This window comes from Nocardia brasiliensis (assembly GCF_011801125.1).
Classification (GTDB): domain Bacteria; phylum Actinomycetota; class Actinomycetes; order Mycobacteriales; family Mycobacteriaceae; genus Nocardia; species Nocardia brasiliensis_C.
Genome location: NZ_CP046171.1, coordinates 4,727,347 through 4,740,123, shown reverse-complemented (window position 1 = coordinate 4,740,123; position 12,777 = coordinate 4,727,347). Strand labels below are relative to the sequence as shown.

Sequence of the window (12,777 nt, the reverse complement as noted above, 5' to 3'; positions counted from 1 at the left end):
CGAAGCGCGCAAGCACTGTTCGCCCGTGGCGGGTCGGTCTACGACGACGGGGGAGGCAGCGCAATGAGTTTGGCGGTGGAGGTAGTCGGACTGGTCAAGCACTACGGCCGAATCCGGGTGCTGGACAACATCGATCTGCAGATACCGAGCGGGACCGTGATGGGGCTGCTCGGTCCCAACGGCGCGGGCAAGACCACGACCGTGCGCATCGTGACCACCCTGCTGCGCCCGGACACCGGTTCGGTCCGGGTGGCCGGTGTCGATGTGCTGCGCAATCCGGGCGCGGCGCGGCGGCGGATCGGGTTGTCCGGGCAGTACGCCGCGGTCGACGCGAACCTGTCCGGGTTCGAGAACCTGCGCATGGTGGCCCGGCTGTACGGGATGTCGCCGCGCCAGGCCAGTGCGCGGGCGGCCGAGCTGCTCGACGCGTTCGGGCTCGAGCACGCCGCCGACCGCAGGGCGGGCACGTACTCCGGCGGTATGGCGCGCCGGCTCGACCTGGCCGGGGCGCTGGTGGCCAAGCCCGCGGTGGTGGTGCTCGACGAGCCGACCACCGGGCTCGACCCGCGCGGCAGGCTCGACATGTGGCGCGTCATCGGCGAACTCGTCGACGACGGCACCACCGTGCTGCTCACCACGCAGTATCTGGAAGAGGCCGATCTGCTCGCGGACCGGATCACCGTGATCGACCGGGGGCGGGTGATCGCGCGCGGCTCGGCCGACGAGCTGAAGACCTCCATCGGCGGTGACCGGCTCACCGTCACGCTGGCCCCCGGCCAGGACGTGCAGCCCGCGCTGTCGGTGCTCGCGCAGGTCGGCATCGGCGAACCGAGCCACGAGGCGGGCACCGACCAGGCCTCGATCGTGGTCGGCGACGGCTCGCGCACCATGGTCGAGGCGCTGCGCAGGCTCGACGACGCGGGTGTCTGCGTGGTGGACGCCGACGTGCACCGGCCCAGCCTGGACGACGTATTCCTTTCTCTCACCGGAAAATCGGCCAGCACCCCGGCCGACCGGAAGTCCGAAACCGATGACGTACAAGAGGAGATCCTGTCGTGACCGCGGTCGTGGAAAGTCCGAAAGTGCAGGCGGTGCCGGTGGATTCGGGGCCGCGGCTGCGAATCTTCCGCGACAGCGCGATCGTCGCCTACCGCAACCTGCTGACCATTCTGCGGGTGCCGACCCTGCTGGTGACCGCCACCATCCAGCCGTTGATGTTCGTGTTCCTGTTCGCCTACATCTTCGGCGCCTCGCTGGGCGGTGACCAGTACCGGGAATTCCTGCTCGCCGGAATCTTCACCCAGACAGTGGCTTTCAACGCGGCCTTCACCACCGTCGGGCTCGCGGGTGACCTGCAGAAGGGCATCATCGACCGGATGCGCACCCTGCCCATGTCCCGGCTGGCCGTGCTGATGGGACGCACCCTGTCCGACCTGGTGGTCAACATCCTCAGCGTCGCCGTCATGGTCGGCTGCGGCTATCTGGTGGGCTGGCGGATCAACGGCGGGATCGTCGATGCCGCACTCGCTTTCGGCATCATCCTGCTCTTCGCCTTCGCCATGTCCTGGGTCGGCGCGCTCACCGGCCTGATCTCACCCACGGTCGAGGTGGCCCAGAGCGCCGGGCTGATCTGGATGTTCCCGCTGTCGTTCATCTCCTCGGCCTTCATCTCCGCCGAGACGCTGCCCGGCCCGTTGCGCACCGTCGCCGAGTGGAACCCCATCACGGCGGTCTCCGCCGCGGGCCGCAAGCTCTTCGACAACGACGCCCCGCCGTCGTTCGCGCCCGCCACCGGGTGGGCCGCCGATCATTGCGTCGGATATGCGATCGCCTGCTCGCTCGTCATCCTCGCGGTGGCGATGCCGCTGGCGCTGCTGCGCTATCGCAAGGTCGCCAGCCACTAGCGCGGTCCCGCGGTTCGACCGAGGCTCCGTTCTTCCGATCCGGAAGGGCGGAGCCTTCGGCATGTTCGGGGGCGGGTAGCCGCAGGCGGCGGGCGTGGTTCTTGCATCTGCACTAGTACCGATCGGATTATTCTGGGCGGATGTCAATAGTCATCTGTCTGGCACAGGTGATGTGCTCTTCGTCGACGAAGTGGTCGACTGTCCCCGGCTGCGCTCGTCCTCAGCGAATCCGTGAAAGGAGCCGGTCAGTGGCATGGTTTGCGCATATCCACCGCAGTGGTCCGGGCGGTGCCGCCCTGCGCTGGTCGGTGCTCGTCGGGGTGGTCACGGCGGTGGCCGGGCTGGTATGGCCGGCGTCGGCGCTCGCGGACGATTCCGTCCCAGTCAGTGTGGCCGCCGACCGTCAGGAGCAGGTGCTCGCGGTTCGCGACGGCGTGATCGTCTCGCAGGTCAGTTACGCGCTGCCGCTGCCCGCCGGTACGGCCCCGCATCCCGCCGCGTGCGATCGGACCGGCTACCTGCGCTATCGGGCGGTCGGCAGTCCGGAGCGCGCCGCCGACGCCGATCACGTGATCGTGCAGCAGCCCGGCGCGAACGGCGGCGCGGTGAACTCCGACAGCGTCGCCGCCAATTCCGTGCTCGCCGCGCGGGCGAACGGGCAGTACGTGGAGTTCTGGGCCTTGGCGCGCCGCAGCGCCTGCCTCGACGAGACCTTCGGGTTCGACTACGCGCTGCGGTCGGGCAACTACCTCGACGCGGTCGACTACTACTTCAACGGCAAACCGCTCGACGGTCAGGTGTTCCCCGGCTTCAAGGACTCACCGGAGCTCGCGGTGCTCGACGCCATGGGCATGGAACGGTTCATCCGCGATCAGTACGAACTGATGCTCGCCGAGATCCCCGAGCAGGCCGACCGGCAGCGCAAGTACGTGTGCACCGGTATCTCGCTCGGCGGGCTGGTCACCGGCTTCTTCGCGGACTGGGACTTCGACGGCGATCCGGCCACCACCAACGACGCCGGGTACCAGCAGTGCGCCGCGTTCGCCGCGCAGGACACGATGATCACCTCCGACCCGGTGGCGATCCAGAACACGCCGCTGCTGCACGACATCACCAACGCGATCGTCGGTCCGACCAACGACGTGGTCAAGGCCGTCGCGAACGTCGGTGTGCTGCCCCGTTCGCTCGTCTCGGTGCCCGTCATCGGCGGCCGCACGTTCATGATCTTGCGCCTGGCCGGCCTCGCCGCCTACCTGGAACCGGACGCCGAGAGCCAGTTGATGGCGCATCTGCCGCACGACATCGATCTCGATGTCACCCTCGACTACCTGTTCTCCGGCTCGCCCGGGTCCTTCGTCACCAACGGCGCGGACGGTTCGGGCACCATCCGGGACTACCGGTTCACCAACACCGCGCTGCTCGGCGAGCTGATCGACAACAACTCGGCCAACTTCGCGCTGTGGGAGCAGGGGGTCGGTGCGCTCGCGGGCGGACCCGTGGCGGAGAAGACCTTCCCGGTGCCGGGCTCGGTCACCCAGGTTCCGTTGCTCGGCGGGTTCCTGCGCGCCGTCGCCGGTCCGCAACCGCGCGTGCGGCCCACCGATCGCACCGTGCTCTACACCTGGCGCAACTACGACGACGTGCAGGGCGTGCCCTACACCTCGCCCAATCACGAAGCCTCCGATATCCGGGACGCCGCACGGCAACTCGGCACCGGCGCGCCCTACGCGTACTGGGAGAGCTACTTTCCCGCGCGGCTGTTCCTCGACATAGGCGCGGGCTACGGCGGCGCCCGCAGCGGTGACATGGCAAACCTGCACTACCACAACATGGCGCGCACCAAGCCGAGCTATATCGCCTACGCGGGTGACGGTTTCGTGCAGCAGGGTGTCGGCATCGTGGTACCGCCGCCACCGACCGCGCAGGTGGTCACGCTGCCCGGATACAGCCACGTCGACACCATCGGCGCGGCCAGGGTGCAGAACGACGGCAAGACCGACGCCAGCGCACAGACCCTGGCGGACTTCATCAAAACCCTTGGCTGACAACATTTCACCGAAAGCGGAGTCATGAAGCTCACCAGTCGTATCAGAGTGTCGCTGTCCGTGGGGATTCCGCTGGCGATCACGGCGGTCCTGCTCGTCGTGGGCCTGCCGGTTCCGTCTTCGGTTGCCGCCCCCGATGTTTCGCGGGTCGCCGACAGCGAGGTGGTCACCCCGATGACCGATCCGAGTCTCGGCGACGACGTCGAGGCGACCTACGTCCGGCTGCACTACCCGAGCCCGTACTCCACGATGGCCCATCCCGAGGCCTGCGACTGGATCTCGTTCGTGCGCTTTCGCGCGAAGCGGGGGCCCGAGCGGTCGGCCGACGCGGACGCACTGCTGAGCGTGCAGCCCGGCACCTATTCCGGTGCGGCGAACAACAATCCGCAAGGACCGCAGGTCGTGCGCAAGGCCGCGGCGAACGGCAAATTCGTGGAGTACATCTCGCTGGATCGCCGGGCCAACTGCGCCGAGGACCGCACCGGGTGGGTCGCCGCGCAGCAGGCCGGGGACTACCACGTCGCGGCCGACTACTACTTCCACGGCAAGCCGATCGACGGCAAGACCTACCGCTATCAGACGCCGCAGGACCTGAACTATCTCGGCGAGTACGGTCTGGCGCTGACCATGGACGACTGGCGCGTTGTCATCGAGTACCTGCTGCCCGATCCGGCGGACCGGCACAAGATGGCCTGTGGCGGACACTCTTTGGGCGCGTTCCTCACCGGCCCGATGATGGCGTGGGACTTCGATCGCAATCCGGCCACCACCGAGGACGCGGGCTACAGTCTGTGCGGGCGCGGCATCGTGCCCGAGGACGGGTTCGCGATGACCGATCCGGCGGGCTTCGCGGGGGCGCCCCCACTGGACGCGTTCTTCGCCGCGGTGGGCGGGGCCGTCAAGAACGGCGTCGACTGGTTGATGCGCAACGGCCTCGGCGTTGCCCAGCTGCCGGTGCTCGCGGCCAGCGAGCTGATGAATACCTACTATCTGGCCGGGATGGCCGCCGACCAGCAGCCGGACGCCGAAAGCGAGCTGAAGAGCCTGGTGCCCGCCGACCTGCGGACCGAACCGTGGATGCGGCTCATGTACGGCAAGGATTACCTCGACCTGTTCACCGGCAACAATCTGCCCCGCGATTTCCGGCTCACCAACACCGCGGCGCTGGGCATGATGTTCGACCAGAACTCTGCGGAGTACGTCATGCAGGCCGGGCTCGGCTACTACGACTGCCCGACCACGGGTAAGACCTATCCGGTGCCCAACGGCCTTGCCTCGGTGCCGATCCTCGGGCCGAACCTGTTCGTCATCCCGCTGCGGGTCGGATACGGCCAGAACTACACCCCGGCCGACCGAAACCGTTTGTGCGGCTGGAAGAACTACGACCAGATGCCCGAGGCCACCATCGACGGCATCAATCCGGTGCACGGTCAGCCGACCGACCGGGACCACGAGGTCACCGATATCCGGGAGTTCGCGCGGGCAATGAATCCGGGCCGCCAGCCCGCGGACTTCTTCGAGGAGTACACGCCCCTGCGCATCATCACCGACACGGTGTTCGCGCTCGGGCTCGGCCGCGACGGTGAACTCCAGCAGTTGCAGAACCGCAGCGGCGGTGTGCTGAATTTCCTGCTGCACGGCGATCGTTGGCAGAGCACCCCGGCGGGGCGGCGCAATCTCACTCTGCTGTCGGGTGATTCGCCGCTGCAGAACGCGGGCTGGGGCGGCATCCTGCCCGCCAACGCCAAAATCATTCCCGGCTACCGGCATTACGACGTGGTGACCGCCGCGGAGAAGCAGAACAACGGAATGCCCGAGATGGCGAGCAGCCTGATCGCGAACTTCCTGATTCAGTCCTGAGTCGAATCGCCCAGCCGCCGTGCGCCTTTCACCTACCGGGTGACCAGGTGCGCGGCCGCTGCGGTGCGACGCCGTCGCGCTCGCGCGTGCGAATGCTGACACGATGGGGGGATGAACGAACAGGGGCGCCCGGTTCTGTACGCGTTGGTGACAGGGTCGTCGGTGGCGCGCGAGGTCGGGACGCTGGTGGATTTGGCCAAGCGCGACGGCTGGGAGGTCTGTGTGATCGCCTCGCCGGATGGGCTGCGGTTCATCGACGCCGACGATCTGGCCGCGCGGACGGGACACGTCGTGCGCAGCGGCTACAAGGAACCGGACGCGCCGGACGCGCTGCCACCGGCCGACGGTCTGATCGTCGCGCCGATCACCGCGAACTCGCTGGCCAAGTGGGCCGCCGGGATCTCCGACACGCTGCCGCTCGGCCTGCTGGTCGAGGCCGTCGGCCTGCGGCTGCCGGTGGTCGCGGTGCCCTTCGCCAATCGCGCGCTGATCAGCTTTCCACCCATCGGCGACGCCATCCGCAAACTGTGCGAATGGGGTGTCACCGTGCTGGCCGAGGACCCACCCCACGAACCGGCCACCGGCGCCCAAGCCGCCGCCGGCTTCCCTTGGTCCGCCGCCTGGCACTCACTCCTGCACCACCCCTGGCGCTCGGCCTGAACGGTAATGCGCTGCAGGGTGGTTGGTGCGGGCATGCGAAAGGCCGCCCCTATCGGAGACGGGGCGGCCTTTCGGTGTCGATTACACCCGACGGCGGGTCTTGAGCAGGTCGAGGCGCTCCTTGAGGAGTTCCTCGAGCTCTTCCTTGCTGCGGCGTTCCAGCAGCATGTCCCAGTGGGTGCGGGGCGGCTTGACCTTCTTGGTCTCGACCGTGGTGCCCTCGATCAGGTTGCCTTCCTGACCGTTGCGGCACAGCCAGGTCGGCGGGATCTCGGCGTCGTCGGCGAAGGGGACGTCGAACTCTTCCCCGTTGTCGGTGCGGTACCGGGCGATCCGACGCGGCGCCAGGTCGTGGTCGCGGTCGGTCTCGTAGCTCACCGCTCCGAGCCGACTGCCCCGGAGTACGCGATCTGCCATGGTGTGCCTCTCCCTGTGTGCTCGAGTCTTGTCGCTGCGACCGGGTCCGGACGAACGTTCTCGTGCTTGACCTCAGGTACAACGTACGGGCCTGCGCCGATAGTTCCCGTCGCGGCCGCGGAACCGTTCCATTGTAGTCGGACGGACGAGCTCGCCTCGCCACGCCCGTCGCGGGCCGGTTCGGCGAGGGTCGCTGACCGCCGCGCGCCCGCCGAACCGTTAAGGTTCTGCGTCATGTCGCGCCGCGTGCTGTCCTGCCGGACTTCTCGATAGGGGGGTGTGTTCAATCTCTGATCGTCGTCACTCTCGTCAACTGTCCTGCCTGTGGTGTGGGCGAGAGATCGTGGAGTCGGAGGCAGGCCGTCGTCGCCGGTACTGCCGCCAGTCGTGTCGCCAGCGGGCCTACGAGCATCGCAACAGCCTGAAGGGCACCGGGATCCCCGACGATTCGGTGGTGCTCAGCGCGCAGGAGGCGACCGATCTGGCCGATCGCTGGTTCGCCGCCCGCTGCGCGGCCGAGGACGTCGCGATCGCCATCGAGGAGGGCGCCTCGCACGAGGAACTGGCCACCCTCGGCAAAACCCTGGTCGAGCTGGCCCGCGACGCCGAACGGCTGCGCTGAGCGGGTCGCCTCACCCGCGGCGCGCCGGTGCCGCAGGTAGATCCCGCCGAGCATTGCCGCGACACCCGCGACCAGGCCGCCGAAGGCCAGCATCGTGGTGCCGTCCGGGTGGATCAGCGACTGGGCGCACATCGCCTGGGCGAACACGATGACCAGCAGCCCGGTGTAGCCGAGGCCGAGGACGCCGATCACCGCCGACCGGGCGCGCTCGGTCCGCAGCCACCGGTAGCGCGGCGCCAGCCAGGCGAGCACGAGCGCCGTGAGCAGCAGCACCTGGATGCCGTGCAACCCGACGAAGTGCGGGACGCGCAGGTCGCCGCCGATCGTGCTCCAGTGCGTGATCGGCATGCCCGGTGCCGCGTCGCGCGGGGACAGGTCGCGCAGCGCGGGATCGATCACGGTGTGGCCCGCGATCAATTCGACGACCTTGCCGTCGGCGTCGCGCACCAGTTGTTTGCCGGTGAACCCCATCAGATAGCCCATCGCCATGCCCGCCACGGCGGTGAGCAGCCCGAACCGGATCGCGATCGCGATCGGGCGGTCGACCAACCGCTGCCGGCACAGGATCAGCGCGATCAGCAGGTTCGCCAGGAACAGGCCCGGCACACCGGAGGAGAAGATTTGCTGGCCGACCTGGTTGATCGGGTCGGTGTCGCCGTTGTTGAAGTGGCTGAACGTGCCGCGTGCGCTCTGTATCGCGATGAATCCGACGTCGAGCACGCCGCAGATCGCGAAGACCGTGCCGAGCCACCAGGTGGCGCGAGCGCCCTTGTGCGGCAACGACAACAGGACCGCGAGGGTGGCGCTGTAGAGGGTGAAGGCGAAGCCGAACTTGAACGGCTTGAGCCAGACCGACTCGCCGAGCAACTGCCGGTCGTCGATCAGCATGCCGATCGCGGAGACCAGCGTGAGGGCGGCCATGAACACGACCGACACCGTGAGCGGACGATGCGCGCGGGCGGTGGTGCGGGCGAGCACGGCGACGCGGCTCGGGCGCGCCCGGTGCCGGGGCGCCGTAGCGCCGGGCCCGGCGGGCAGATCTGTCGTAGCCATGCCTCGACGGTAGGAATCCGGACCGGCGGAAAGCGTCCCGCCGCAGCGCTATTCGCGTCTCATACCGGGGTACTGGCCAGGAGGCGGTGCGGCCGCGATCGCGTCACCGTTGACGCGATCGCGGCTGTACGCCCTGGTTTCGCCAGCCCCTCATCGACTCGCGAAAGAGGAGGGACTACGGGGTGTTGTGCAGGACGTCGATGCCGCGGCCCGCGAGCCAGGGCAGCGGGTCGATCGGCTCGCCGCTCGCGGTGTGGATCTCGTAGTGCAGGTGCGGGCCGGTGGAGAAGCCGCGGTTGCCGACGGTGGCGATGATGTCGCCTGCGCGGACCTGCTGGCCGACGGTGGCCAGGATCTCGTTGACGTGGCCGTAGATGCCGATGGTTCCGTCGTCCTGCCGCACCCGCACCCACATGCCGAAGCCGCTGGCCGGGCCTGCCTCGATCACGACGCCGTCGGTGACCGCGGCGATGGGCGTGCCGATCGCGTCGGCAAGATCCAGGCCCGCGTGCAGCGCGCCCCAGCGCACGCCGAAGGTGGAGGTGAGGATGCCGGCGATGGGGCGGACGGTCTTGGGGCGCGCGGCCTCGACGGCCATCCGGTGCTGCTCCCACACGACGCTTTCCGGGACGGTCTGCGGCATCTGGGCCTCGCGCGGGGTGAAGGCGGTGAACGCGGCCTGGGTGGCCACCTCGGTGTCGGCGGCGGCGCGGGCGCCTGCGGTCAGCTGACCTGCGGCACCGGTCGGATCGGCGGCGGCGAGCACCCCGAGCGAGGCACTGACGACGGCGGACACGGCCACCGCGCGGGTGGCGGCGCGGCGGCGTCGGGTCCGGGTCGCGCCCCGACGTGAAGATAACGGAACGGTCACGGGCATGAGAAGAACGTACGGGAGGTGAACAATGACTCCGCAATCCTGTGGCAACCGTCACAAGGGTGCGAAAGCCCAGTTCGGCGGTCACGAATAGGTAACGACACGGCGCGCCTCGCGTGTTCACCTTGGGGAATTCCGTAATGCGCCGAGTTGCGCGTGCGTTCGCCAGTTGATCACACTGTTTAAGTGGCAACTAAAGGAGTTCGTGCGCTTGTGGCGTTATCCGACCCGACTCGACGGGCCATCTTCGAGGCGCTCCCGCAGGCGCCTCGGTCGGTCGGCGAACTCGCCGAACTCACCGGCGTGACCAGCTCGGCGGTCTCGCAGCACCTACGCGTGCTGCGCGAGGCCCGCCTCGTGTTGATGCGTCCCGATGGCACCCGCCGCCTCTACTCCCTGGACCCGCGCGGCCTCAGCGACGCCCGCGACTATTTGGACCAGTTCTGGCCCAGCGCCATGGCCGCCTACTCCGCCGCGTTGCAAACGGCCCGCACTACGCCCTGACCCGCCACTTCTCTCGGCTGCGGGGCGGTGCGCACGGGGGCGGGCGTCGAGGGATCAGCTCAGCCGACGCGGCGAAAAGGGGTGCGGCGGGACTGCTGGGTGCCGGTGCCCGGCCAGTTGCGCTTGCTGAGTTGTTTATCCACCGCGCCGATCACCTCGGTGACGCCGATGCGGAGCAGGCCGGGGTCGGGGGTGTCGGCGTAGGGGTCGCCGAGTTGCCCGGCCCAGAGCACGGCGTGGCGGTTGAGCAGGTGCGGCGGCGGTCCGCCCCAGCGGGGCGGGGTCGGGCCGAAGAGCAGGACGGTCCGGGTGCCGAAGGCGGTGGCCAGATGCGCGACCCCGGTGTCGCCGCAGACCACCAGGCTCGCCTCCGCGACGGTGGCGGCCAGCTCGGTCAGATTTTGTTCCCCGGCCAGTACCCGGCCGATCGGCAGTCCGGCGCGCGCGGCGATGTTCAGCGCGATCTCGCGTTCGTATTCGTCACCGGTGAGCACCACGTCGCGGCCGAGCACCAGCAGGTGCCGGACGACGGCGGCGAACCGGTCGGGCGGCCAGCGTCGGGCGGGCGCCCCCGCGCCCACGTGCACGACGACGCAATCCCGGTGGCTGGTGGTGGAGACCGGCGGGACCAGGCCGAGGTTGCGCCGATCCGCGACGATCCCGTCGGACTCCAGCAGGTGGCACCAGCGGTCCACGTTGTGCAGGTCCGGCTGCCATTGCGGGCCGGACAGTTCCGGGAAGGCGGGATTGCGGTAGCTCAGAATGCGCCCCGGGTCGGTCTTCTCCAGTGCGACAATGCTTTCCGTGCTCGGTCCGTGTAGGTTCACGGCCAGCTGCGGCCCTGGGGCGTCCCAGCGCAGGGCACCCGCGTCGGCGGTCGGCACCATCGCGTCGACGGAGGCGATGAGATCGACGATGGGCTTCAGGCGAGGCGGCGCGGCGAGCACGATGCGGTCGTGCGGCCTGGCACGACGCAGCGCACGAAGCGCCGGGACCGCGGTGAGCAGATCACCGAGCCCACGTGCCTGCAGCACGAGTACAACCGCCACCCTCTTCTCCTAGCCACCCGGAACCCACGAAAACGCGACCCGCATCCGTTTCACCCGGGGGTGCACCCGACGAGAGCCATTGACAGATAACTACCCGAGCCCCAGCGGCCATAAACCCCGCCGTGTCAGGCGTTACCTATCGCGCCCTTTCCTATGGACAACTAACCTCGTGACATGACCTCCCGGCTCAACCCGTACCTCAGTTTCGGCGACACGGCCCGCGCAGCCCTGGAGTTCTATCGCGACGTGTTCGGCGGCACTCTGACCATCAGCACCTTCGGCGAATTCAGCGACCAGCAGGCGCCCGGCGCCGAGCTGGTCATGCACGGCGTCCTGGAGACCCCGAGCGGGTTCACCCTGATGGCGGCCGACACCCCGCCCGGCATGGAATACAAACCGGGAAGCAGCATTTCGATCAGCCTGAGCGGTTCCGACGCCGCGGAGCTGCGCGGCTACTGGGAGCGACTCTCGACCGCGGGCACGGTCTCGGTGCCGCTGGAGAAGCAGATGTGGGGTGACGAGTTCGGCATGTGCCAGGACCGCTTCGGTATCGGCTGGATGGTGAACATCGTCGCCGCGGCGGACGCGGTGGCCGACACTTCGCGCTAGCGCGATCGCTTCGCGTCGGCGCGACGCCGCCGAGCTCGGTGAGCAAATGTCCAGGAAACCCGCACAACAGGGCCTAGCATCTGATCATGACGACAAACAGCGTGCTCGAGGGTCCTCTGCAGTCTCTTGCCCGCAGTGCGTGGCAAACAATTCTGGTCACCGGCATCCTCTCGGTGATCCTCGGTGTGATCATTCTCGCCTGGCCCGGCGTCACCCTGCTCGCCGCGGGGGTGCTGTTCGGGATCTACCTGGTGGTCAGCGGCTTTCTGCAGCTGATGGCCGCCTTCGGCGCGCCGACCGGTACCGGGTTGCGGGTGCTCGCCTTCGTCAGCGGCGTGCTGTCCATCGCGATCGGCGTGTTCTGCTTCCGGGACGAGCTGACTTCGATTCTGCTGCTTGCGATCTGGATCGGGATCGGCTGGTTGTTCCGCGGCGTCGCGGCGGTGATGATCGCGCTGTCCGAACCGGACGTGCCCGGCCGCTGGCTGAGCGTGTTCTTCGGTGTGCTCACCGTTATCGCGGGCATCGTATTGATCGCGTGGCCGCTGTCGTCGGTGGCCACGCTGGCCGTCGTGGTGGGGGTGTGGCTGGTCGTGCTCGGCATCATGGAGATCATCACGGCGCTCGGAGTTCGTAAGGACGCCAAGCGGCTTCAGCATTCCGGTCTCTGATCGAACCGGACGGTTTCGTTCGTCGTCGCGGCCGCCGTGTCCTTCGGGCACGGCGGCCGCGGTGCGTTCACCAGCACTCTTTCCGCCGGGACCGCGCTCGTGTCAGAATGCAGTCGCAATAGACACCGAGGTCGGCATCGGGGTTGGTCGACATCGAAATGAACTGGAGGCACGAATGTTTCGTACTGCTGGGTTTGTCGGTGCGATCACCCTCGCGGGTGCGGTCGGTTTTCTGGCACCGGGCACGGCGCAGGCCGCGGCGGGCACGGTGACCATCAACAACACCGCGCACGACAACCCGGTCGGCTGCATCAAGGCCGAGGACAACTTCTACACGACACTGCAGATCACCGTCGGCAACGCGACCGACCGGCCGCTCAAGGCCTACGCGAGCGGTGACTGCTCGGGCGCCTCCTTCGGTGAGGTCCCGCCAGCGACCATGGGTTACCTGCCCAAGGGCGGCAGCGTCTACGTCGACTGACGGCTCGGTCCGCTGTCGGCCGCGCGCC

At 68.5% G+C, this 12,777-nt stretch carries 13 protein-coding genes; 10 read left to right on the top strand and 3 right to left on the bottom strand.

Features of this window, described 5'->3' with window-relative positions:
- The first annotated feature begins 63 nt into the window (after positions 1–63).
- From F5X71_RS21365 to F5X71_RS21345, 5 genes are all read left to right on the top strand, one after another.
- Positions 64–1,059 (top strand): ATP-binding cassette domain-containing protein, encoded by a 996-nt coding sequence (locus tag F5X71_RS21365; protein ID WP_167463647.1) that lies wholly within the window; start codon positions 64–66, stop codon positions 1,057–1,059.
- 62 nt (positions 1,060–1,121) lie between these two features.
- A complete protein-coding gene (locus F5X71_RS21360; RefSeq protein ID WP_167466618.1) occupies positions 1,122–1,904 on the top strand; it encodes an ABC transporter permease in 783 nt (260 codons plus the stop codon).
- Positions 1,905–2,152: 248 nt separating this feature from the next.
- Positions 2,153–3,949: a hypothetical protein gene (locus F5X71_RS21355; RefSeq protein ID WP_238815380.1), complete on the top strand. Its 1,797-nt coding sequence runs from the start codon at positions 2,153–2,155 to the stop codon at positions 3,947–3,949.
- Between the two features lie 24 nt (positions 3,950–3,973).
- Positions 3,974–5,809 (top strand): hypothetical protein, encoded by a 1,836-nt coding sequence (locus tag F5X71_RS21350; protein ID WP_167463646.1) that lies wholly within the window; start codon positions 3,974–3,976, stop codon positions 5,807–5,809.
- Positions 5,810–5,920: 111 nt separating this feature from the next.
- Positions 5,921–6,469, top strand: coding sequence for a flavoprotein (locus F5X71_RS21345; protein WP_167463645.1), 549 nt, complete (start codon positions 5,921–5,923; stop codon positions 6,467–6,469).
- Between the two features lie 81 nt (positions 6,470–6,550).
- Here F5X71_RS21345 and F5X71_RS21340 read toward each other — a convergent pair whose 3' ends face one another.
- A complete protein-coding gene (locus tag F5X71_RS21340; protein ID WP_167463644.1) occupies positions 6,551–6,886 on the bottom strand; it encodes an RNA polymerase-binding protein RbpA in 336 nt (111 codons plus the stop codon).
- A gap of 286 nt (positions 6,887–7,172) precedes the next feature.
- On the opposite strand from F5X71_RS21340, the gene F5X71_RS37085 reads away from it, so the two are divergent.
- The gene (locus F5X71_RS37085; RefSeq protein WP_167466616.1) at positions 7,173–7,508 is read left to right on the top strand and encodes a hypothetical protein; all 336 of its coding nucleotides are present in this window, start codon (positions 7,173–7,175) and stop codon (positions 7,506–7,508) included.
- Positions 7,509–8,736: 1,228 nt separating this feature from the next.
- On the opposite strand, the gene F5X71_RS21325 is transcribed toward F5X71_RS37085, so the two are convergent.
- Entirely contained in the window at positions 8,737–9,438 is a 702-nt protein-coding gene (locus F5X71_RS21325) for a M23 family metallopeptidase (RefSeq protein WP_238815379.1), read from the bottom strand.
- 183 nt (positions 9,439–9,621) lie between these two features.
- Between F5X71_RS21325 and F5X71_RS21320 the strand changes: the two genes are divergently transcribed.
- Entirely contained in the window at positions 9,622–9,939 is a 318-nt protein-coding gene (locus F5X71_RS21320) for an ArsR/SmtB family transcription factor (RefSeq protein ID WP_167463643.1), read from the top strand.
- 59 nt (positions 9,940–9,998) lie between these two features.
- On the opposite strand, the gene F5X71_RS21315 is transcribed toward F5X71_RS21320, so the two are convergent.
- Complete coding sequence (locus F5X71_RS21315; protein WP_167463642.1) at positions 9,999–10,988, bottom strand: glycosyltransferase family 9 protein; 990 nt, start codon at positions 10,986–10,988, stop codon at positions 9,999–10,001.
- Between the two features lie 174 nt (positions 10,989–11,162).
- Here F5X71_RS21315 and F5X71_RS21310 point away from each other — a divergent pair, with 174 nt between their 5' ends.
- The 3 genes from F5X71_RS21310 to F5X71_RS21300 all read left to right on the top strand — a co-directional run bounded on the left by F5X71_RS21310 (position 11,163) and on the right by F5X71_RS21300 (position 12,749).
- Entirely contained in the window at positions 11,163–11,597 is a 435-nt protein-coding gene (locus F5X71_RS21310; RefSeq protein ID WP_167463641.1) for a VOC family protein, read from the top strand.
- Between the two features lie 86 nt (positions 11,598–11,683).
- Positions 11,684–12,268: an HdeD family acid-resistance protein gene (locus tag F5X71_RS21305; protein WP_167463640.1), complete on the top strand. Its 585-nt coding sequence runs from the start codon at positions 11,684–11,686 to the stop codon at positions 12,266–12,268.
- Positions 12,269–12,443: 175 nt separating this feature from the next.
- Complete coding sequence (locus F5X71_RS21300; RefSeq protein WP_167463639.1) at positions 12,444–12,749, top strand: hypothetical protein; 306 nt, start codon at positions 12,444–12,446, stop codon at positions 12,747–12,749.
- The last annotated feature ends 28 nt before the right edge of the window (positions 12,750–12,777 follow it).

Excerpts from the sequence above, each read along its gene's own strand:
- F5X71_RS21365 (WP_167463647.1), top strand. The coding sequence starts at position 64 with ATGAGTTTGGCGGTGGAGGTAGTCGGACTGGTCAAGCACTACGGCCGA.
- F5X71_RS21350 (WP_167463646.1), top strand. The coding sequence starts at position 3,974 with ATGAAGCTCACCAGTCGTATCAGAGTGTCGCTGTCCGTGGGGATTCCG.
- F5X71_RS21345 (WP_167463645.1), top strand. The coding sequence starts at position 5,921 with ATGAACGAACAGGGGCGCCCGGTTCTGTACGCGTTGGTGACAGGGTCG.
- F5X71_RS21340 (WP_167463644.1), bottom strand. The coding sequence starts at position 6,886 with ATGGCAGATCGCGTACTCCGGGGCAGTCGGCTCGGAGCGGTGAGCTAC.
- F5X71_RS21325 (WP_238815379.1), bottom strand. The coding sequence starts at position 9,438 with ATGCCCGTGACCGTTCCGTTATCTTCACGTCGGGGCGCGACCCGGACC.
- F5X71_RS21310 (WP_167463641.1), top strand. The coding sequence starts at position 11,163 with ATGACCTCCCGGCTCAACCCGTACCTCAGTTTCGGCGACACGGCCCGC.
- F5X71_RS21305 (WP_167463640.1), top strand. The coding sequence starts at position 11,684 with ATGACGACAAACAGCGTGCTCGAGGGTCCTCTGCAGTCTCTTGCCCGC.
- F5X71_RS21300 (WP_167463639.1), top strand. The coding sequence starts at position 12,444 with ATGTTTCGTACTGCTGGGTTTGTCGGTGCGATCACCCTCGCGGGTGCG.